The organism is Streptomyces lunalinharesii (assembly GCF_039532155.1).
Taxonomy (GTDB): Bacteria; Actinomycetota; Actinomycetes; order Streptomycetales; family Streptomycetaceae; genus Streptomyces; species Streptomyces lunalinharesii.
Window position 1 is genome coordinate 88,214 of sequence record NZ_BAAARK010000020.1, and the last position, 20,664, is coordinate 108,877.

The 20,664-nt window shown below is 71.9% G+C and carries 20 protein-coding genes; 7 read left to right on the forward strand and 13 right to left on the reverse strand.

All coding sequences use genetic code 11. The features are described 5' to 3' along the window. Positions 1-24 precede the first annotated feature (24 nt). Genes ABD385_RS26620 through ABD385_RS26635 form a run of 4 tightly spaced genes read right to left on the reverse strand, consistent with a single transcriptional unit; the run spans position 25 to position 3,052 of the window. Positions 25-1,359: an NADH-quinone oxidoreductase subunit D gene (locus ABD385_RS26620; RefSeq protein WP_344580661.1), complete on the reverse strand. Its 1,335-nt coding sequence runs from the start codon at positions 1,357-1,359 to the stop codon at positions 25-27. Next, a complete protein-coding gene (locus tag ABD385_RS26625) occupies positions 1,359-2,114 on the reverse strand; it encodes an NADH-quinone oxidoreductase subunit C (protein ID WP_344580663.1) in 756 nt (251 codons plus the stop codon). The genes ABD385_RS26620 and ABD385_RS26625 overlap by 1 nt, the downstream gene beginning before the upstream one ends. Further along, positions 2,111-2,683, reverse strand: a complete 573-nt coding sequence (locus tag ABD385_RS26630; protein WP_344580665.1) for a NuoB/complex I 20 kDa subunit family protein — start codon at positions 2,681-2,683, stop codon at positions 2,111-2,113. Before ABD385_RS26630 ends, ABD385_RS26625 begins: the two co-directional genes overlap by 4 nt. Positions 2,684-2,692: 9 nt before the next feature. Continuing rightward, positions 2,693-3,052 (reverse strand): NADH-quinone oxidoreductase subunit A, encoded by a 360-nt coding sequence (locus ABD385_RS26635; RefSeq protein ID WP_016574488.1) that lies wholly within the window; start codon positions 3,050-3,052, stop codon positions 2,693-2,695. A gap of 763 nt (positions 3,053-3,815) precedes the next feature. Here ABD385_RS26635 and ABD385_RS26640 point away from each other — a divergent pair. Then, positions 3,816-4,622 carry a C40 family peptidase gene (locus ABD385_RS26640; RefSeq protein ID WP_344580668.1) on the forward strand — a complete coding sequence of 269 codons (807 nt, stop codon included), beginning with the start codon at positions 3,816-3,818 and terminating at the stop codon, positions 4,620-4,622. 94 nt (positions 4,623-4,716) lie between these two features. Here the strand turns inward: ABD385_RS26640 and ABD385_RS26645 are convergent, their stop codons facing one another. After that, entirely contained in the window at positions 4,717-4,854 is a 138-nt protein-coding gene (locus tag ABD385_RS26645; RefSeq protein WP_344580671.1) for a hypothetical protein, read from the reverse strand. An 81-nt stretch (positions 4,855-4,935) separates the two neighbouring features. Beyond that, positions 4,936-6,282: a geranylgeranyl reductase family protein gene (locus tag ABD385_RS26650; protein ID WP_344580842.1), complete on the reverse strand. Its 1,347-nt coding sequence runs from the start codon at positions 6,280-6,282 to the stop codon at positions 4,936-4,938. 261 nt (positions 6,283-6,543) lie between these two features. Between ABD385_RS26650 and ABD385_RS26655 the strand changes: the two genes are divergently transcribed. After that, the gene (locus ABD385_RS26655) at positions 6,544-7,491 is read left to right on the forward strand and encodes a D-alanyl-D-alanine carboxypeptidase family protein (protein WP_425585482.1); all 948 of its coding nucleotides are present in this window, start codon (positions 6,544-6,546) and stop codon (positions 7,489-7,491) included. Between the two features lie 152 nt (positions 7,492-7,643). Here ABD385_RS26655 and ABD385_RS26660 read toward each other — a convergent pair whose 3' ends face one another. From ABD385_RS26660 to ABD385_RS26675, 4 genes are all read right to left on the reverse strand, one after another. Next, on the reverse strand, positions 7,644-8,345 hold the full coding sequence (locus ABD385_RS26660; protein ID WP_344580677.1) for a demethylmenaquinone methyltransferase: 702 nt from the start codon (positions 8,343-8,345) through the stop codon (positions 7,644-7,646). A gap of 285 nt (positions 8,346-8,630) precedes the next feature. Next, the gene (locus ABD385_RS26665; protein WP_344580680.1) at positions 8,631-9,185 is read right to left on the reverse strand and encodes an imidazolonepropionase-like domain-containing protein; all 555 of its coding nucleotides are present in this window, start codon (positions 9,183-9,185) and stop codon (positions 8,631-8,633) included. Between the two features lie 47 nt (positions 9,186-9,232). Then, entirely contained in the window at positions 9,233-10,447 is a 1,215-nt protein-coding gene (gene mqnC / locus ABD385_RS26670; protein WP_344580682.1) for a cyclic dehypoxanthinyl futalosine synthase, read from the reverse strand. Positions 10,448-10,595: 148 nt separating this feature from the next. Further along, on the reverse strand, positions 10,596-12,482 hold the full coding sequence (locus tag ABD385_RS26675) for a serine/threonine-protein kinase (RefSeq protein ID WP_344580685.1): 1,887 nt from the start codon (positions 12,480-12,482) through the stop codon (positions 10,596-10,598). Between the two features lie 162 nt (positions 12,483-12,644). On the opposite strand from ABD385_RS26675, the gene ABD385_RS26680 reads away from it, so the two are divergent. Then, positions 12,645-13,817, forward strand: a complete 1,173-nt coding sequence (locus ABD385_RS26680; RefSeq protein ID WP_344580688.1) for an alpha/beta hydrolase — start codon at positions 12,645-12,647, stop codon at positions 13,815-13,817. Positions 13,818-13,865: 48 nt separating this feature from the next. On the opposite strand, the gene ABD385_RS26685 is transcribed toward ABD385_RS26680, so the two are convergent. Next, a complete protein-coding gene (locus ABD385_RS26685; RefSeq protein WP_344580689.1) occupies positions 13,866-14,774 on the reverse strand; it encodes a menaquinone biosynthetic enzyme MqnA/MqnD family protein in 909 nt (302 codons plus the stop codon). Between the two features lie 249 nt (positions 14,775-15,023). On the opposite strand from ABD385_RS26685, the gene ABD385_RS26690 reads away from it, so the two are divergent. From ABD385_RS26690 to ABD385_RS26700, 3 genes are all read left to right on the forward strand, one after another. After that, on the forward strand, positions 15,024-15,227 hold the full coding sequence (locus tag ABD385_RS26690; protein ID WP_344580692.1) for a cold-shock protein: 204 nt from the start codon (positions 15,024-15,026) through the stop codon (positions 15,225-15,227). 653 nt (positions 15,228-15,880) lie between these two features. Continuing rightward, positions 15,881-16,018 carry a hypothetical protein gene (locus ABD385_RS26695; RefSeq protein ID WP_157846767.1) on the forward strand — a complete coding sequence of 46 codons (138 nt, stop codon included), beginning with the start codon at positions 15,881-15,883 and terminating at the stop codon, positions 16,016-16,018. An 18-nt stretch (positions 16,019-16,036) separates the two neighbouring features. Further along, positions 16,037-16,348: a hypothetical protein gene (locus ABD385_RS26700; RefSeq protein WP_344580696.1), complete on the forward strand. Its 312-nt coding sequence runs from the start codon at positions 16,037-16,039 to the stop codon at positions 16,346-16,348. A 160-nt stretch (positions 16,349-16,508) separates the two neighbouring features. Here the strand turns inward: ABD385_RS26700 and ABD385_RS26705 are convergent, their stop codons facing one another. Both ABD385_RS26705 and ABD385_RS26710 read right to left on the reverse strand, forming a co-directional pair. Continuing rightward, positions 16,509-18,425, reverse strand: a complete 1,917-nt coding sequence (locus tag ABD385_RS26705; RefSeq protein WP_425585483.1) for an AMP-dependent synthetase/ligase — start codon at positions 18,423-18,425, stop codon at positions 16,509-16,511. Positions 18,426-18,835: 410 nt separating this feature from the next. Then, the gene (locus ABD385_RS26710; RefSeq protein WP_344580699.1) at positions 18,836-19,513 is read right to left on the reverse strand and encodes a TetR/AcrR family transcriptional regulator; all 678 of its coding nucleotides are present in this window, start codon (positions 19,511-19,513) and stop codon (positions 18,836-18,838) included. Positions 19,514-19,661: 148 nt separating this feature from the next. Here ABD385_RS26710 and ABD385_RS26715 point away from each other — a divergent pair, with 148 nt between their 5' ends. Next, positions 19,662-20,573: an alpha/beta fold hydrolase gene (locus tag ABD385_RS26715; protein ID WP_344580702.1), complete on the forward strand. Its 912-nt coding sequence runs from the start codon at positions 19,662-19,664 to the stop codon at positions 20,571-20,573. Positions 20,574-20,664 lie beyond the last annotated feature (91 nt).

A 20,664-nucleotide genomic window follows, 5' to 3' on the forward strand; every position in this document is an offset into this window, starting at 1 on the left:
CGTCCTTGGGTGCCGGAGTGGCGTTCACCGGTCGACGCCTCCCATCACGGGGTCGATGGACGCGACGGCGACGATGACGTCGGCGACCTGGCCGCCTTCGCACATCGCCGCCATGGCCTGGAGGTTGGTGAACGAGGGGTCGCGGAAGTGCACCCGGTAGGGGCGGGTGCCGCCGTCGCTGACCGCGTGCACGCCCAGTTCGCCCTTGGGCGACTCGACGGCGGTGTACACCTCTCCGGGCGGGACCCTGAAGCCCTCCGTCACCAGCTTGAAGTGGTGGATCAGGGCCTCCATCGAGGTGCCCATGATCTTCTTGATGTGGTCCAGGGAGTTGCCCAGGCCGTCGGGGCCGAGGGCCAACTGGGCGGGCCAGGCGATCTTCTTGTCGGCGACCATCACCGGCCCCGGCTCCAGCCGGTCCAGGCACTGTTCGACGATCCGCAGCGACTGGCGCATCTCCTCCAGCCGGATCAGGAACCGGCCGTAGGCGTCGCAGGTGTCGGCGGTCGGCACCTCGAAGTCGTAGGTCTCGTATCCACAGTACGGCTGCGTCTTGCGCAGGTCGTGGGGCAGTCCGGCGGAGCGGACGAGGGGCCCGGTGGCGCCGGTGGCCATGCAGCCGGCCAGGTCGAGGTAGCCGATGCCCTCCATGCGCGCCTTGAAGACCGGGTTGCCGGTGGCGAGCTTGTCGTACTCGGCCATGTTCTTCTGCATCTTCTTGACGAAGGCGCGGATCTGGTCGACGGCGCCGGGCGGCAGGTCCTGGGCCAGGCCGCCGGGGCGGACGTAGGCGTGGTTCATCCGCAGGCCGGTGATCAGCTCGTAGATGTCGAGGATCAGTTCCCGGTCCCGGAAGCCGTAGATCATGATCGTGGTGGCGCCCAGCTCCATGCCGCCGGTGGCGATGCACACCAGGTGGGAGGAGAGCCGGTTGAGTTCCATCAGCAGCACGCGGATCACCGAGGCCCGGTCCGGGACGTCGTCGGTGATGCCGAGCAGCTTCTCCACGGCCAGGCAGTACGCCGTCTCGTTGAAGAACGGCGTGAGGTAGTCCATCCGCGTCACGAACGTGGTGCCCTGCGTCCAGGTGCGGAATTCGAGGTTCTTCTCGATGCCGGTGTGGAGGTAGCCGATGCCGCAGCGGGCCTCGGTGACGGTCTCGCCGTCGATCTCCAGGATCAGCCGGAGCACGCCGTGGGTGGAGGGGTGCTGCGGCCCCATGTTGACGATGATCCGCTCGTCGTCGGACTTGGCGGCGGCCGCGGCGATCTCGTCCCAGTCGCCGCCGGTGACGGTGTAGACGGGGCCCTCGGTGGTCTCGCGGGGGGTGGCCCGGGACGTCTCACTGGGAGTGCTCATCAGGTGTACGACCTCCGCTGGTCGGGAGCCGGGATCTGCGCGCCCTTGTACTCGACGGGGATGCCGCCGAGGGGGTAGTCCTTGCGCTGCGGGAAGCCCTGCCAGTCGTCCGGCATCATGATCCGGGTGAGCGCCGGGTGCCCGTCGAAGATCAGGCCGAAGAAGTCGTAGGTCTCGCGCTCGTGCCAGTCGTTGGTCGGATAGATGTCGACGGTGGACGGCACGTGCGGGTCTGCGTCGGGGGCGGTGACCTCCAGCCGGATCAGCCGGTTGTGGGTGATCGAGCGCAGGTGGTAAACGGCGTGCAGCTCGCGGCCCTTGTCATCGGGGTAGTGGACCCCGCTGACGCCGGTGCACAGCTCGAAGCGGAGCGCGGGGTCGTCGCGCAGGGTCCGGGCGACGGCCGGCAGGTACTCCCGCTGGACGTGGAAGGTGATCTCGCCGCGGTCGACGACGGTCTTGTCGATGACGTGCTCGGGCACCAGGCCCTGTTCGTCGAGGGCGCCCTCCAGCTCGTCGGCGATCTCGTCGAAGACGCCGGCGCCCTCGGCGCCGTCCGGCCCCCCGTAGGGGCGGGTGCTGGCGCCGGGCAGGCGGACGGTGCGGACCAGCCCGCCGTAACCGGACGTGTCACCGCCGTCGTTGGCGCCGAACATCCCGCGGCGGGTGCCGATCACCTCACCGGTGTCCGCGCGCTGCGCCGGGACGGCCTCGTCGGGGGCGTCCGGGTTCGGGGGGTTCGTCGGCTCGCTCACCGCAGCAGCCCTTTCTTCTCTGACGAGCGGTCCATCTCGATCAGCGGGAGTGCCCTGAGCGCCGCGGCCTCTTCCTCGTGGGCCGCCTGCACCGCGTTGACCCCGAGCTTGGTGCCCTGGATCTTCTTGTGGAGCTTGAGGATGGCGTCCATGAGCATCTCGGGGCGGGGCGGGCAGCCCGGCAGGTAGATGTCGACCGGGACGATGTGGTCGACGCCCTGCACGATCGCGTAGTTGTTGAACATGCCGCCCGAGGAGGCGCAAACCCCCATGGAGATCACCCACTTCGGGTTCGGCATCTGGTCGTAGACCTGCCGCAGCACCGGCGCCATCTTCTGGCTCACCCGGCCGGCCACGATCATCAGGTCGGCCTGCCGCGGGGAGCCGCGGAAGACCTCCATGCCGAAGCGGGCCAGGTCGTAGCGCCCGGCGCCGGTGGTCATCATCTCGATGGCGCAGCAGGCCAGCCCGAAGGTCGCGGGGAAGACCGATGACTTACGCACCCAGCCCGCGGCCTGCTCGACGGTGGTCAGCAAAAAGCCGCTGGGCAGCTTCTCTTCCAGTCCCATTGGTGCCCCCTAGTCCCATTCCAGGCCGCCGCGACGCCAGACGTAGGCGTAGGCGACGAAGACGGTGAGCGCGAAGAGGAGCATCTCGACGAGCCCGAACAGTCCCAGGGCGTCGAAGCTGACCGCCCAGGGATAGAGGAAGACGATCTCGATGTCGAAGACGATGAAGAGCATCGCCGTCAGGTAGTACTTGATCGGGAAGCGACCGCCACCGGACGGCTGTGGCGTCGGCTCGATTCCGCATTCGTACGCTTCGAGCTTGGCCCGGTTGTAGCGCCTGGGGCCGATGAGCGTGGCCATGACCACGGAGAAGATCGCAAAGCCTGCCCCGAGGGCTCCCAGTACGAGGATGGGCGCGTAAGCGTTCACCGTCCTCGCTCCCTTCAGTCGACGATGACTGGATGGCGGTCCGCTCGGACTCGCCCGCTGCCCCGGTGATCGTGGATATGTGAGGCAGTTCACAAGCCCGATGCCCGCATCTTATGCCCGTCGGTCTGTGATCTGCGACACGGGGTGAGACAACGCCTTTGTGATCTTCACCACCTGACGAAGGATCATGAAGTCGGATGACCGGTGATCTCCACACACGAAGCGCGCGAGTGATCACCAGAGGTGACATTCACCCCGGTTACCGCTGGTCAGAGCGGTGGTTTCACTATCAAGAACCAAGCCTCGCAAGCAAATTGGCGCTGGACGCGAGTCAACTGCTATATGCGCGACGGCCGTAGACGTGATGCTCTCGTGACCCTCTCGTGATCGTTGGTACGTGCTCCCGCTCACGAGCGGAGGGTGGATCCGCGGAACTCCGGGGCGGTGCACGGCCGGCCGGGAACCGACGGTCGGTCACGGGAACATAACGGACACTCACGAGTGACCTATCCCACGCGGCTTGGAGTCATAAGACCTTGACGTCCGGGAAGCCTTGGCGTGGCGGATCAAGAAGTGATAAGCGCCCCCGGAGGCCGCGCCGAACATCAAATGCCGTGCGTAGGAACATGATCGCGAAATTCGGACATCGCGTCAGCGGCGCGACGGCTGACAAAAAGTCCGTTTTATTCGTCGCGTACACGCCAAGTGTGGCGCACCCCACCTTTGTTGGCAGCAACCTGCGGCTCCTGATAGCCGTGGTGCCATGTCCCCGAACGCACTCATACCCAGCCACCGGAAGCCCCGCCGCTCCGCGTCCTCGCGGGCCCTGCGTGCGGGCGTGACCGGTGGCTTCCTCACCCTCGCGGTGACCGGCGCGACCGTGCCGGCCAATGCCGCCGAGAAGCCCGTCTCCGAAACCCAGGAGATGCCCACCATCACTACGGCGCTGGCCACCAGCGCCGCCAAGAGCGCGGACGCCGCCCAGCAGGCCGCGTTCAGCTACGAGCGTCAGGCGCTCCAGGACGCCGCGGCCGCCAAGGCCGACAAGGCCGCGGACAAGGCGAAGGCCGCCGCGGAGAAGCAGGCCAAGGCCGAGGCCGAGGCGAAGAAGGCCGCCGAGGAGGCCCGCAAGGCCAAGGAGGCCGCGCAGACCCGCGCCTCCCGCTCCGACGCGCGCAGCACGCTCTCCGCCGTCTCCGACGCCCCCGCGGCCTCCGGCAGCGTCTCCACCCTCGTCTCCTTCCTGAAGTCGCAGCTCGGCAAGGCGTACGTGCTCGGCTCCAGCGGCCCGTCCTCGTACGACTGCTCCGGCCTGACCCAGGCCGCGTTCTCCCAGATCGGCATCGACCTGCCGCGGGTCTCGCAGAGCCAGTCGACCACCGGCACCCAGGTCGGCCTCGGCAACCTCCAGGTCGGCGACATCCTCTACTGGGGCAGCGCCGGCAGCGCCTACCACGTCGCCGTCTACGTCGGTAACGGCAACTTCATCGGCGCCCAGAACCCGAGCACCGGCATCGTCGAGCGCCCCCTCAGCTACGACATGCCCACCGGCGCGGTGCGCGTCCTCTGACCGACCACCGCACCGTAAGACGCCCTACGGAAACCGCCCCTCCCCCGCTCGGGAGGGGCGGTTTCCGCGTCGTCCGGGGCCGGCCGCCGGCCCGTCAGCGCTTGAGGAACTCCCCCAGGTCGGCGTCGAGCCGGGCGTGGTGGCCGGCGTGGAGGCGGTGGCCGGCGTCCGGGCGCTCCGTGTAGACGGCGCACGGGATCAGCTCCGCGATGCGGCGAAAACCCCCGGCCAACGGGAGGGCTCAGTCACTCCGCTGGTCACGGGGGTTGGGGCGGGCCGGCCCCGTTTTCCCGGGGCCGGCGCGCGACGTGCGTCAGGCCTTCGGCGCGACCTTGCTCAGACCGTTGATGATCCGGTCCATCGCGTCGCCGCCCGTGGGGTCGGTGAGGTTGGCGAGCATCTTGAGCGTGAAGCGCATCAGCAGCGGGTGGGTCAGGCCGCGCTGGGTGGCGATCTGCATCACCTTGGGGTTCCCGATCAGCTTCACGAACGCCCGGCCCAGGGAGTAGTAGCCGCCGTAGGTGTCCTTGAGGACCTTCGGGTAGCGCTGCAACGCCAGCTCGCGCTGCGCGTACGTCGCCCGGGCCTGCGCCTGGACGATCACCTCGGCCGCGATCGCGCCGGACTCCATGGCGTACGCGATGCCCTCGCCGTTGAACGGGTTCACCAGACCGCCGGCGTCGCCGACCAGGAGCAGGCCCTTGGTGTAGTGCGGCTGGCGGTTGAAGGCCATCGGCAGGGCCGCACCGCGGATCGGACCGGTCATGTTCTCCGGGGTGTAGCCCCAGTCGGCCGGCATCGAGGCGCACCACGCCTTGAGGATCTCCCGCCAGTCCAGCTCCCGGAAGGCGGAGCTGGAGTTGAGGATCCCGAGGCCGACGTTGCTCGTGCCGTCCCCCATGCCGAAGATCCAGCCGTAGCCCGGCAGCAGCCGGTCCTGCGCGCCCCGGCGGTCCCACAGCTCCAGCCAGGACTCCAGGTAGTCGTCGTCGTGGCGCGGCGAGGTGAAGTACGTCCGCACCGCGACGCCCATCGGCCGGTCCTCGCGCCGGTGCAGCCCCATCGCCAGCGACAGCCGGGTGGAGTTGCCGTCGGCGGCGACCACGAGCGGGGCGTGGAAGGTCACCGGCGCCTTCTCCTCGCCGAGCTTGGCGTGCACACCGGAGATGTGGCCGGTCAGCTCGTCGACGATCGGCGCGCCCACGTTGCACCGCTCGTAGAGCCGGGCCCCGGCCTTCTGCGCCTGCCGGGCCAGCTGCTCGTCGAAGTCGTCGCGCTTGCGGACCAGACCGTAGTCCGGGAAGGAGGCGAGTTCCGGCCAGTCGAGCTGGAGTCGGGAGCCGCCGCCGATGATGCGCAGGCCCTTGTTGCGCAGCCAGCCGGCCTCTTCGGAGATGTCGATGCCCATCGCGATCAGCTGCTTGGTGGCGCGCGGGGTGAGCCCGTCGCCGCAGACCTTCTCGCGCGGGAACGCGGTCTTCTCCAGGAGCAGCACGTCCAGGCCGGACTTGGCGAGGTGGTACGCGGTGGCCGCACCGGCCGGGCCGGCGCCGACGACGATCACGTCCGCGCGGTGCTCCGATCGGAGGGCGCTCGCGGACTCGGGCTCGGACACGGACTCGGTCACGGCATTGTCTCCCGGAAGTCGAAATCTGGATATCCGCTGTGGATATCTGGGTGCCGACCGGCACTGGGCAGGTGCAGTCTATGGGGGCCCTGATGATCGGAAACTGAAGGGTTGTCCCCGCCCGTCCCCGCCCGTCCGCGTCTGCCCGGTCCGCGCATCCCGCCCCCCGCCACGGGCGTCGGCGCACCGGCCCCGGAGGAACCCGGGCCCGGCCCGTGGACTTGACCGAAACAAGAGCCGGGCCCGCGCATCCATTGCCCCGCCCCGTGTGTCTCAAGAGGGAGCGGCACTCTCATGTGCCCGCACTGCAGGGGTATTTGGAGCATCCACTTGAAAATCGGCATCAAAGGCATCAGGCGCATCAAGGGCATTCGGCGCGCATCCGCGGTGGCCGTCACCACCGGGGCCGTCCTGACCGCCGGCGCGTTGGGCTCCCAGGCGCAGGCCGCGACCCTCCCGACGCCCGGCATCACCGCCGCCGGCGGTTTCGTGATGAACAACGGCACCGGGTCGACGCTCTTCGCCAAGGCCGCGGACACCCGCCGGTCCACCGGCTCCACCACCAAGATCATGACGGCCCGGGTGGTGCTGGCCCAGAAGGGCCTCAACCTGAATTCCCAGGTCACGGTCCAGAAGGCGTACAGCGACTACATCGTCAACAACAACTGGGCCTCGTCGGCCCACCTGATCGTCGGCGACAAGGTGACCGTCGGCCAGCTGCTCTACGGGCTGATGCTCCCGTCCGGCTGCGACGCCGCCTACGCGCTGGCCGACAAGTTCGGCACCGGCTCGACCCGGGACGCCCGGGTGAAGTCGTTCATCGGCCAGATGAACGCCACCGCCAAGAGCCTGGGCATGAAGAACTCCCACTTCGACTCGTTCGACGGGATAGGGCGTGGTGCGAACTACTCGACGCCGCGCGACCTGACCAAGCTCGCCAGCAACGCGATGAAGTACTCCACCTTCCGCACGGTCGTCGGCACCAAGTCGACCAAGCAGAAGGTCACGACGAAGAGCGGCGGCTACCGCTACATGTCGTGGACCAACACCAACAACCTGCTCGGCAGCTACCAGGGCACCATCGGCGTGAAGACCGGCTCGGGCCCGGAGGCCAAGTACTGCCTGGTCTTCGCGGCCACCCGCGGCGGCAAGACCGTCATCGGCACGGTCCTGGCCTCCCCGTCGGTGAACAACCGCACCGCGGACGCCAAGAAGCTCATGGACTACGCCTTCAAGAAGTGACCCGCGTCCCGTCGCACGACGGGACCGGCACCGCTTCGCACGGGGAGTCCGGGCGTCGCGCAGCACGTCGGAGGGCCCGTCCCGACCGTGGTTCCACGGTCGGGACGGGCCCTCCGTCGCTTCCGCGCCCCGGGCCGGCCGGGCGCTGCGGCTCAGCCCTCGACCGGCTTGGTGCCCCGGTGCAGCGCCACGATCCCGCCGGTCAGGTTGCGCCAGGCGACCTCGGTCCAGCCCGCGCCCTGGAGGCGGGCGGCCAGCTCCGGCTGGTTGGGCCAGGTGCGGATGGACTCCGCGAGGTAGACGTACGCGTCCGGGTTGCTGCTGACCGCCCGGGCGACCGGCGGCAGCGCCCGCATCAGGTACTCGGTGTAGACGGTCCTGAACGGCGCCCAGGTCGGCTCGCTGAACTCGCAGATCACCACGCGCCCACCGGGCTTGGTGACCCGGTACAGCTCGGCCAACGCGGCCCCGGTGTCCTGGATGTTGCGCAGCCCGAAGGAGATCGTGACGGCGTCGAAGACTGCGTCGGCGAACGGCAGCCGGGTCCCGTCCCCCGCCGTGAGCGGCAGCCACGGGTGCCGCTTCTTGCCCTCCCGCAGCATGCCGACCGAGAAGTCGCACGGCACGACGTAGGCCCCGGACCGCGTGAACGGCAGCGAGGAGGTGCCGGTCCCGGCCGCGAGGTCGAGCACCCGCTCGGCGGGCCGCGCGGCCACCGCGCGGTCCACCTCCTTGCGCCAGAGCCGCGCCTGGCCCAGGGAGAGCACGTCGTTGGTGAGGTCGTACCGTGCCGCCACGTCGTCGAACATCGCGGCGACTTCGTGCGGCTGCTTGTCCAGGGATGCTCGGGTCACCGGGCCATTGTCCACCGTGCGCCGCCGGCCCCCGGCACCGCCCCGGCCGGCGGCCGGACGGTTGGTCGGGGACGGCCGTCGTGCCCCCCTCTGGCATTCCGGGCGGTCGAGCGGTGCGTGACGCATCGTGAGCGGCCGGGTGACGGCCGTCCCCGCGAACACGATCTTGCCGGCCTGAATCCGTCACTCCGCTTCCGTTGACACCGCCCTGACGTGCGACGGGTCCGCCTTGACGGGTCCCTGACGGGGCGCCCGGGCGCGCGGAACCGGCGTCCCGGCGCGCGGTCAGCGGCGGCGGTGGACCAGGCGGCCGGCGAGGACGGTGGCCAGGCAGCTGCCGTCGGGGGCGAAGACGGCGAAGTCGGCCGGGGCGCCGGGGGCGAGGGGAGCCGGGGGCCGGCCGTCGCTCCGGCCGAGGCCGGAACGTTGGACCGCGGTGCGGACCGCGGGGCGGGCGAACGGGCCGGCCAGCGAGGTGGTGCCGGCGGCCAACAGGCGCTGCAGGCCACGCCGGGCGCTCGCGCCCCAGCGGGTTTCCGACATCGGGAGGGCGGCCAGCGCCGCACCGGTCAGCGGCGCGGTGCCCAGCTCGTCGGCCTCGCGCGGATCGGGGTGGTAGGCGGCCTCCAGGAGCGCCGCACCGTCCGGTTCGTGGCGGCCGGGGGTCAGCACCCCGTCCCACTCCCGGATCCGGGCGCTCCCGTAGGCCGCCGCCAGCTCCTCGTACGGTCCGACGGCGGCCAGCCGGTCGCCGTCGACGACGACCGCGTAGCCGGGAAGCGGCTCGGCGTCCTCAGTGGCTGCGGGCCGCACGGCCCGCACCTTGTGGAGCGTCAACATCCGGTCTCGTCAGCGTCCCTCTACGGTCGGCGCCCCGTCGCGGGTGGTCAGTTGGCGTCGACGAGCTTCAGTTCCGGGTGGGCGGTGCCGCCCTCGATGGCCGTCGAGGAGAGGTGCGAGACGACGCGGTCGTCGACCGGGTCGTTGGCCGGGTCGTCGTGCACGACGAGGTGCTCGTACGTCGTCGCGCGCTGCGCCGGCACCCGGCCCGCCTTGCGGATCAGGTCGATGATCTCCTGGCGGTTGGAGCGGTGCTTGGCGCCGGCCGAGGAGACCACGTTCTCCTCCAGCATGATCGAGCCGAGGTCGTCCGCGCCGTAGTGCAGCGACAGCTGGCCGACCTCCTTGCCGGTGGTCAGCCACGAGCCCTGGATGTGGGCGACGTTGTCGAGGAAGAGCCGGGCGATGGCGATCATGCGGAGGTACTCGAAGAGGGTGGCCTGCGTCCGCCCCTTCAGGTGGTTGTTCTCCGGCTGGTAGGTGTACGGGATGAAGGCGCGGAAGCCGCCGGTGCGGTCCTGGACGTCGCGGATCATCCGCAGGTGCTCGATGCGCTCGGCGTTGGTCTCGCCGGTGCCCATCAGCATCGTGGACGTCGACTCGACGCCGAGCCGGTGCGCCGCCTCCATGATCTCCAGCCAGCGCTCGCCGGACTCCTTCAGCGGCGCGATCGCCTTGCGGGGGCGGGCGGGGAGGAGTTCGGCGCCGGCGCCCGCGAAGGAGTCCAGGCCCGCGGCGTGGATCCGGGAGATCGCCTCCTCGGCGGAGACCTTCGAGATCCGCGCCATGTGCTCGATCTCGGAGGCGCCGAGGGAGTGGATGACCAGCTGCGGGAACGCCTTCTTGATCGCCGAGAAGTGCTCTTCGTAGTACTCGACGCCGTAGTCCGGGTGGTGGCCGCCCTGGAACATGATCTGGGTGCCGCCCAGTTCGACGGTCTCCGCGCAGCGCCGCAGGATGTCGTCGAGGTCGCGGGTCCAGCCCTTCTCGGTGTCCTTGGGGGCGGCGTAGAAGGCGCAGAACTTGCACGCCGTCACACAGACGTTGGTGTAGTTGATGTTGCGCTCGATGATGTACGTCGCGATGTGCTCCGTGCCGGCGTAACGACGGCGGCGCACGGCGTCGGCGGCCTGGCCCAGCGCGTGCAACGGCGCGGAGCGGTAGAGCTCGAGCGCCTCCTCGGGCGTGATGCGGCCGCCCTGCGCGGCGCGGTCGAGTACGGCGGTGACATCAATGGTCTTGAGGTCGGCGTTCTCGGTCACCGGGGCGTCCCTTTCGGAGGCGGACAGACAGCGAGCACTGCAAAAAGCAGGACCGCCAACCAGCGTACGCCAGGGGCCCGACACCGCCGGTGGGGGCCGGTTCGCGGGCCGGGCCGCCGGCCTGCTACTCCGCCGGCCGGCCCGCCGCTCAGCCGCCGCTCCTCGTCAGGGTGGCCTTCGGGGTGCCGCCCCGCTCGTCGTCCGAGGTGAAGGAGAGCGAGCCGTCCTTGCCCAGGACGTACGTCACGGTGGAGGTGTTGCCCGTGCACCCCGGCCCCTGTTTGCCGTCGGGGCTCTCCCGCAGGACGAGCCGGTCGCCGGTGGCCGACACCAGCTTCGACGCGGCCTGGCACCGCAGCAGCACCACGTCGTAGGTGGTCCGCACGACGACGTCGCCCTCGTGGCCGGCCTTGATGACGCTGGTCATGGTGCCGTTGGGGATCCCGTTCGCCATGGTGACGGTGCCGCTCCAGGTGCCGAGGAAGCCCTTCGGAACGCCGCCGGCGGCGGTCGGCGCGGGGGACCCGACCGTCGGGCGGCCCCCGGACGGCGGCTCGGCGGCCGAGCCGCCGCCCCCCGGCCCCTTGAGCACGCCGAAGAACACCGCGGTGGTGGTGGCGACCGCCAGCGCGCCGGCCACCGAGAGCACCAGGGTGCAGCTCATCCGCCGGGGCCGCTCCTTGCCGCCGAGCGCACCGGTGAGCGCGATCCGCCGCTCCTTGGGGCCGGCGGCCGAGGACGCCGCGGAGCCGGTCGGCAGCTCGGCGAGGCCGGACGGGGAAGGGGCGAAGGGCGCGGCCGGGGGCGTGGGCGGTGGTGGGGGCGCGTCCGCGGCGTGCGGGGCGCCGGCCGCCGGCCAGGCCGGTGGCAAAGGCCCCGGCGGTGGCCCGTGGAGGGCACCGGGCGGAGTTCCGGGCGGCGGCGGTACGGGCGCGGGCCCGGTGGAGGCCGCCCCGCCCGCCCCCGGCTGCGTGGCCGGTCCGCCGCTCTGCGCCCGCGGGTCGAACGGGATCAGCCCGGAGGCCGTCCCGGAGCCGCCGGGGCCGGAAGCCAGCGCGGAAACGGGACCGGAGAGCGGACCGGACGCCCACGCCCCGGACGCCGCGTCCCCCGTCCCCGCACCGGAATCCGCCGCCGCGTCCAGGTCGAGCAGGGCCACCGCCTGGCGGCTGACCTGCTCGACCAGGGGGCCCGGCAGCCAGCCGGCGCGCACCAGTTCGGCCGCGCCCCCGGCGCCGGCGAGCCGGGCCGCGACCGTTTCGGGGGCCGGCCGCCGGACGGGCTCCTTGGCCAGGCAGGCGACCACCAACTCCCTCAGGTCGCCGATGAGTTCCGGCCCCAGTTCGGGTTCCTCGTGCACCACCTTGTAGAGCAGCGCGGCGGACGAGTCCCCGAGGAACGGGCCGGCCCCGGTGGCCGCGTACACCAGCACCGCCCCCAGGGAGAAGACGTCGGCCCTGGCCCCGGCCCCCTTGCCCAGGACCTGCTCGGGCGCCATGTAGCCGGGCGAGCCGACGGAGACCCCGGTGGAGGTCAGGGAGGCGGTGCCGTCCGTGGCCCGCGCGATCCCGAAGTCGATCAGCCGGGGCCCGTCCAGGGTCAACAGCACGTTGGAGGGCTTGACGTCCCGGTGGACGAGGCCCAGCGCGTGCACCGCGGTGAGCGCCTCGGCCAGTCCGGCGCCCAGGGCCCGCACCGCACGGTCGGCGAGCGGGCCGTGGTCGGCGACCGCGCGGGCCAGCGAGGGGCCGGCGACGTAGCCGGTGGCGACCCAGGGCACCGCGGCGTCGGGGTCGGCGTCCAGGACGGGCGCGGTCCAGGCGCCGCCGACCCGGCGCGCCGAGGCGACCTCGCGCCTGAAGCGGGCCCGGAACTGCTCGTCGGCGGCGTACTGGGCGTGCACGGCCTTCACCGCGACGGTCCGTCCGCCGGCGCTGCGCCCCAGGTAGACGCGGCCCATGCCGCCCGCGCCCAGGCGGCCGAGCAGCCGGTATCCGCCCAGGACCCGTGGGTCCCCGTCGGCCAGCGGTTCCATGGCGCCTCCCCCTCCAAGACGGCGGCACCAGCTTATGACTCAGGTCATGTCGGATCGCCGAAACCCTCGGGCCCGCTTTCCGCATCAAACAGGGCGCAAGCCGACCATCCGCCCCGCACCTCCTGGCCCAGGGCCCGTCCATCGGCAGATCGGGAGAACGCCATGCACCGCACCTCCGGGGACCGTTCCCACGACCCGCGCCGGGAGGACCATCGCGGACGGCGCGGCCTGATGCGGCGCGGTCGCTTCCTCGGACGCGGCCGTTCCGCCCGGCCCGACGGGGCTCGGCGGTCGGCCCGACTCCCGCGCTGGCGCGCGTCCTTCCTGACCGGCGCGGTGGCCGTGGTCGGCCTCTGCGCCTATCCGACCGTGAAGTACCTGGACGTGCTCAACGACACCGGGGAGCCGATGTCGTTCAGCCGTGCGCTGCCCGACGGGGCACCGGGTCAGGTGCAGGCGTCCGCGGTGCAGCCGGCGGTCCGGATGCCGAGCGGTCCGCCGGCCGAGTTCCGGACGGCCGCCACCCTCGGCGACGGCACCAAGATCGGCGTCACCACCCTGCACGGCGGGAAGTCCGGTTTCACCGGAAAGGTGTGGGTCTGGGCGCCCAAGGAGTACTACGAGGAGCGCTACCGCGGCAGCGCGTTCCCGGTCCTGATCGCCCTGCCGGGCGGTTACGGCCACCCCGACAACTACTGGGCGGCGACCGGCCACAAGCTCCAGCAGACCGTCACCGACCTGGCGGCCCTGGGCCGCGGCCGGCCGTTCCTCGTCGTGATGCCGGTCCTCAACCCCGCCAAGCGCTACTACGACGGCAGCGACATCCCGGGGCAGCCGAAGATGGGCACGTGGCTGTCCGACGACGTCCCCGACCTGGTCAGGGCCAACTTCCGGACGTTCACCAGCCGCGACGGCTGGGCGTTCATGGGCTCCTCGTCCGGTGGGTTCGCGGCCCTGAAGCAGGTCCTCCAACACCCTGACCGGTTCAAGGCGGTGATCGCCAGCGGCCCGGACACCCGCCCCGACTCCCCGCTGTGGCGCGGCCACCGGGCGGAGATGCGGGCCAACGACCCGGAGCTGCTGGCGCAGCGCCTGGCCGCCCGCCCCGGCGCCCCGGACGTCTACGTGCAGTTCCAGGTCGGCACCCAGGAGAGCGGCCGGGCCAACCTGGAGCGGTTCGTCGAGCGGTACGCCAAGGGACCGGTGCACGCCCGGCTGCACGTCATCGAGGGCGGCGGCCACAACGCCCGCAGCTATCTGCGCGGGATGCGCAACGAGAGCCTGGAGGCCGTCAGCCGGGTCCTGCTCGGCCCGACGCCGGCACCGGCGCCGTAGTCCGCGCGGCCGGACGGGACGGCATCCGGCCCGGCAGCGCGGCGCGGCCTAGGCGAGGGCGTCGGCGCCCGCCGCGAGCAGTTCCACCTTCACGTCGGCCGGGAACCCGGTGGTCGGCCCCACCCGGCGGGCGAACTCCGTGACCCCGCGCAGCTGGTCCGGTCCGAACCGGAAGTCCAGGGTGGTGAAGTACCGCTCCAGCAGCGCCTCGTCGAAGTGCTCCCAGCGGGCGGCCTGCTCGGCGACCTTGCCGACCTCCTCCAGCGAGAGGTCCCGCGAGGCCAGGAACGCCTCGTGCACCTCGTGGACCACCTCCGGCTCGCGCTCCAGGTAGTCGCGCCGGGCCGCCCAGACGGCGAAGACGAACGGCAGCCCCGTCCAGTCCTTCCACATCTGGCCCAGGTCGTGGACCTCCAGGCCGAGCCTGGGGGCGTCGTGCAGGTTGGCGCGGAGCGCGGCGTCGCCGATCAGCACCGCCGCCTCGGCCTCCTGCATCATCAGCCCGAGGTCCGGCGGGCAGGTGAAGTATTCCGGCTGCACGCCGATCTTCTCGGCGAGCAGCAGCTGCGCCAGCCGCACGGAGGTCCGCGAGGTCGACCCGAGGGCGACCCGGGCGCCGTCCAGCTGGTCCAACGGCTTCTGCGAGACGATCACACAGGACATGACCGGCCCGTCGCAGCCGACCGCGAGGTCCGGGAAGGCCACGAGGTCGTCGGCGGCCCGGAGGAACTCGACGAGCGTGATCGGCGCGATGTCGAGCTCCCCGCGCACCAGGCGCTCGCTGAGCTTCTCGGGGGTGTCCTTGGTGAGGTCCAGGTCGAGGAGGGTGCCCGTGCGGGCCAGGCCCCAGTAAAGGGGCAGGCAGTTCAGGAACTGGATGTGGCCCACTCGCGGCCGGCTGCGACGGTGGTCTGCGTCGGTGCCCGCGGGTGCGTCTCCGAAGGTTGAATTGTCCACATGCGGAGGCTAGACCCGTCGGTCCCAGTACCGGACGCCGGGGCCCGGTGTTGCCATTCCTGCTCAGAGCCAAACGTGATCTTTGGCTCTTCCACCTCCGGAGCACACCGTGCTAGGCTCAAGCCAAGTTGCAGTTTGGTTTCCCTTGCAGTACAGAGCCTGCGGAGCATGTAACCCGCAGGCTTTTGTAGTTTTCAGACTTCTTCGCAGGTTCTGGAGCAGGGCAACCCTTTGGCCCAAGGAGGGCTCATGGCTACCGGAACCGTCAAGTGGTTCAACGCTGAAAAGGGCTTCGGCTTCATCGCCCAGGACGGCGGCGGCCCGGATGTCTTCGTCCACTACTCCGCGATCAACGCCGCCGGTTTCCGCTCCCTCGAGGAGAACCAGCAGGTCACCTTCGACGTCACCCAGGGTCCGAAGGGCCCGCAGGCGGAGAACGTCAGCCCGGCCTAATCACCCGCTCCGGTCTTTCTCATGTGATTGACCAGTAGCACCCAAGGAGCCCCCCTCCGCCTTCGGGCGGAGAGTGGGGCTCCTGCCCTTTTTGTACAGCCTTTCGTGTCCTCTGGCCGCCGCCCGGTTTCCCCGCCCGCCGGCATGCCGGAAAAATGAATACCAAGTGAATAGCCGCCGTGGCCCACCGCGGCACGGCGCATGGCACGGATCGCCCGCCGCCTGGCGCCGCCCCTCCTCCCGGCCGGCCCCCGCTCCCGGTGCCCCCGCCGAGGATCACCACGGCCGGATACGGAACGAATAATTCCCCCACGACGGAACGCCCCCGCAAATATCCCGCCACCGCAAGACCCGGAAGATCGGATTGCGGATTACCGGGAATCACGCGGCCCGGGAAATCTCCCCCAATTCCCGTCGCGGCCCACCGCCCCGACCGCCGCGCGCGCCCACGACACCACCCTGGCCTGCGCACTTCCCGGGCTCGCGGCCCCGGCCCGCGCTCCTTACGGGCGCCCGCTCTCCGAATTCGGGCACCTGGGGAAAAACCGGGCCACCGGTCCAAATGGGAAGCCGCACTTGGCGATTGCGGTACCGAGGGCCGCGATCACGGAAAGTGGTCACACGGCCACATGACACGTCCTACCGTGGGCAGAATGAGCGAGAGCATGCCCCCGCAGAAGCCGTGTCCGGACTGCGGCGGTGCGGGCACCGTCGAGTGGGAGACCCCCGGCGGCCACAAGGTCACCACGCAGTGCTCCGGCTGCGCCGGCACCGGAACCGTCCTGGCATAGAGGAGGCGGACGCAGACGATGGTGGCCTTCAGCAGAAGCGACAAGCCGGTCGGCCTGGACGCGCAGTACGTCGGCAGACTCCCGTGCGCCGTCTGCGGGTTGCGGCCGATGAAGTTGCCCGGCCGGGAGGGCGGCGTGTGCATCCCCTGCTTCGCCGAGGAGCGGGCGGCCGCGGGGCGGCGGGCCGCGTCGGCCGGTGCGTGGGTGGCGGCGAGCTTCGTCGGGGATCCCTGTCTGGCGTGCGGATCGCGGTCCGTGGACGCCAACGGGTGGGCGTTTTGGTGCAACTCGTGCCAGATGCAGACCGCGGTGGCCCTGCCCCCGCGGTGAGGGGGCGCCGCCGGCCGCGCGGGGCCGACGGGCGCCCGGCAGGCGGAAAGGCCCCGTGCCACCTCCCCCACAGAGGTGACACGGGGGTTCCAGTTTGACGCGCCGAGGGCCGTGGCTCCAGAGCCGGGTCGAACCCTTTCGCAAACCCGGTCACTCCCTTTCACTCCCTTTGGTAAAGCCGGGAGATTTCGTGGGCGAAGTCACGGGCCACGGCGGCGCGGCGGAGTTTGAGGGACGGGGTGAGGTGGCCGGTCCGCTCGGAGAACTCCGCCGTGAGGACGGCGAAGCGGCGGATCGACTCGGCGCGGGAGACGAGCTGGTTGGCGTCGTCGACGGCGGTCTGCAGGTCGGCGAGGAGGCGCTCGTCGCGGACGAGTTCGGCGAGCGGCACGTCGCGCTTCTTGGTCATCTGGCGCCAGTGGGCGAGGCCGTCGGGGTCCAGCGTGAGCAGGGCGGTGACGTAGGGGCGGTCGTCGCCGACGACCATGCACGGGCCGACGAGGGGGTGGGCGCGGAGCCGGTCCTCCAGGGGCGCGGGGGCGACGTTCTTGCCCCCGCTGGTCACGATGATCTCCTTCTTGCGGCCGGTGAGGGTGAGGTAGCCGTCGGCGTCGAGCGCTCCGAGGTCGCCGGTGGCCAGCCAACCGTCCTGGTCGGTGACCGGACGGACGGCGTTGCGGGCGCCGTCCCAGTAGCCGGCGAAGACGTGCGGGCCGCGGAGCAGGACCTCGCCGTCGTCGGCGATGCGGACGGCGCTGCCGGGCAGCGGCCAGCCGACCGTGCCGATCCGCGGGCGCAGCGGCGGGGTGAGGGTGCTCGCGGCGGTGGTCTCCGTCAGGCCGTAGCCCTCGAAGACCTCGATGCCGGCGCCGGAGTAGAAGGCGGCGAGGCGGTGGCCCAGGGGCGAGCCGCCGCTGATCGCGTAGCGGACCCGGCCCCCGAGGGCGGCCCGGATCCGGCGGTAGACCAGTGGGTCGTAGAGCGTGCGGGCGACCTTGAGGGTGAGGCCGGGGCCGGGGCCCGTCCCGTGTTCGCGGGCCTCGACGGCCTCCCCGTAGGCGCGGGCGATGCGGGCCGCGCGGTCGAAGGAGGCGGCCCGGCCCGTCTTCTCCGCGGTGGCGCGGCCGGTGTTGAAGACCTTCTCCAGGACGTACGGGATGGCCAGGAGGAAGGTGGGGCGGAAGGCCGCGAGGTCGGCGAGGAGTTCGTCGGTCTGCATGCTGGCGGCGTGCCCGAGGCGGACCCGGGCGCGCAGGCAGCCGACGGCGACCATGCGGCCGAAGACGTGCGCGAGGGGGAGGAAGAGGAGGGTGGCGGCGGGCTCCTCGCTGACCGACGTGAAGACCGGGTGGAGCAGGGCGATGGCGTTGTCGACCTCGGCGAAGAAGTTGGCGTGGGTGAGGGCGCAGCCCTTGGGGTTGCCGGTGGTGCCGGAGGTGTAGACGAGGGTGGCCAGGACGTGCGGGGTGAGGGTGGCGCGGCGTTCGTCCACGACCTCGTCGGGAAGGTCGCGGCCGGCGTCGACGAGTTGGGCGACGGCGCCGGTGCTGAACTGCCACAGGTGGTCCAGGGCCGGGAGCCGGCCGCGGAGCTGGCTGATCAGCCGGGCCTCGTCGACGGCCTCGACGGCGCAGGCGCGGGCCGTCGAGTCGTGCAGGATCCACTGCGCCTGGTGGGCGGAGGAGGTCGGGTAGAGGGGGACGGTGACCAGGCCGGCGGCCCAGGCGGCGAAGTCGAGGAGGGTCCACTCGTAGGTCGTCCGGGCCATGATCGCGAGCCGGTCGCCGGGGCGGAGGCCGTGCGCGATCAGGCCCTTGGCGACGGCGCGGACCTCGGCGGCGAACGCGGCGGCGGTGACGTCGTGCCAGGTTCCGTCGGGCTGTTTGCGGGAGAGGACGGTCGCTTCCGGGTCCTCGGCGGCGTTGGTGAAGGGGATGTCGCCCAGTGAGCCGGTGCGGACGGGTGGGGCGAGCGGGGGCACGGCGGCGGCGCGGCCGGTGCCGTCGTGCAGCGTGGTGCGGGGCGGGGTGAGGCGCGGGGCGGGGGTGGTCGGGGGTGCGGTGGGGTGGTCGAACACGAGCGGCTCCTCGGTGTTGCGCGCTGGTGTTGCAGGGGGGAGAGGGGGTGCGGGACCGTGGCCGCGCCGCGTCGTCGGCTCGCGCGCCGTGCGGGCGGGGACACCCGCGCCGCGGGCGGCTCGCCCGCCGCCCCGGTTGCGGTTGCCGGACGGCGGCGGTCCGGTGGCGCGGTCCCGGTGGTGGCGCGGGCGGGGTGGGCCGCGGCGACGGGGTGGGGCGCGGCGACGGCGACGGGGTGGGCGCGGTCGACCGGAACGCGGTGGATGCAGCAAGGTGCCGGCCACTCTCGGCGCTGACCCGACGGTAACCTTACTGCGCGGTAAATTTACGCCGGGGGCACGGGGCTAGCCAATGCCCGTGCAGGGCAATTCCCGTGCGGCCGGGGGGCGGTGACGGCCCGCCGGTCCGGTCAGGCCGGCGCCCAGCGTGCGCCGCGCATGCGACGGTCGAGGCCGGTCCAGGCGAAGTTCATCAGGGTGCCGGCGGCCTCCTCGGCCGTGGGGCGGTCCGGTGCGGCGCCTACGGCGGACGAAGTGCCCTCCGCCGTAGGGGCGTTGACCCACTCGGCGAGGGATTCGGCGGCGCCGACCAGGGCGTGGGCCAGGCCGGCCGCCTCGCGGTCGGCCAGTTCGCCGGCGCAGCCGGCCTCCTTCGCGGCGGCGCCGATCAGGCCCGTGACGAACCGGACGATCTCCGCCCGCATGGCGGCCACTTCGACGACGAACGGCTCCCCCTGGGCCCGCGCCTGCTGGTGCAGCACCGCCCAGCCGTCGGGGTGTGCGGCGGTGTGCGCGAAGAAGCCGGCCAGGCCGCTCCAGAGCTGGCGGTCGGCGGCGGCGCCCGGTTCGACGGCCGCGGTCACGGCCGCCACCAGCGCCGCGGACTCGCGCCGGACGACCGCGCCGAAGAGGTCTTCCTTGGAGTGGAGGTAGAGGTAGACCAGGGGCTTGGAGACGCCGGCGCGTTCGGCGATCTCGTCCATGGATGCGGCCCGGTACCCGCACCGCGCGAACGTCCGCACCGCGGCGTCCATCATCTGCTGCTCCCGGACCGCCCGCGGCACCCGCTTGCGCTTGGCAGCTCCCACCCTCAAGCCCCTCCGTCAGCACACCCCTTTGCGGCATTTACCGCAAAGTAAGTTTACGATCTTCGTCCTCCGCGCCCGCTCGCTTGACATGATGTGAGACAAGGCGAGACGCTACGGTTCGTTTCGTTGAGGGCGAGGAGGTCCACGCATGGTGCAGCAACGAGGGACGACGGTGTACGAGCAGTTCGTCGAGGTCGCTCCGGGGATCCGGCTGTGGACCGAGCAGCGGGGACCCGTCGACGCGCCGGCGCTGCTGCTGGTCATGGGCGCGCAGGCCACCGGCGTCGGCTGGCCGGAGCCGCTGGTGGACGCACTGGCCGCGCACCACCGGGTGATCCGTTACGACCACCGGGACACCGGCCGCTCCACCTGGTCGTTCGAGGACCGTCCGTACCGGATCACGGACCTGGCCGCCGATGCGCTCGCCGTGCTGGACGGGCTCGGCGTCGAGCGGGCACACGTGGTCGGGCTGTCGCTGGGCGGCATGTTGGCGCAGCTGCTCCTCGCCGACCACCCCGACCGGGTGCTCAGCGCCACGCTGATGGGCACCTGCGCCCTCAGCACCGTCCCGTACACCCGGCCCGACGGTTCCACCGTCCCGGTGGACGCGTTGCCGGGCATCGCCCCAGAGGTGCTGGAGATGTGGGCCCGGCCGGTGGTGGACCACGGCGAAGCGGCCGAGATCGAGCGCCGGATCGCGCACTGGCGGGTGCTCGGCGGCGGGCGGTTGCCGTTCGACGCGGCGTTCTTCCGCGACCTGGAGCGCCGGGTCGTCGCGCACACCGGGCACCACCGCGTGGGCACCGCCCACGGGCGCGCCGACGACGGCGGGATGCTCCGCACCGACGAACTGGCGCGCACCGCCGTGCCGACGCTGGTGGTCTGCGCCCCGGCCGAGCCGGTGTTCCCGCCGCCGCACCCGCAGCACCTCGCACAGGCGGTGCGGGGCGCGCGGCTGGTGGAGGTCGAGGGGATGGGGCACGCGCTGCCGCCGGCGGTGCACCGTCCGCTGGTGGCGGCGATCCTGGCGCACACCGGCGCGGCGGCGGGCGCCCGCTGACGTGGTGCGCGCCGCCGCGCACGACAGCGCCCCCGCGGCCTCGTACGGGCCGCGGGGGCGTTGCGGATGCTGCGGGGTCGGACCCCGGCGG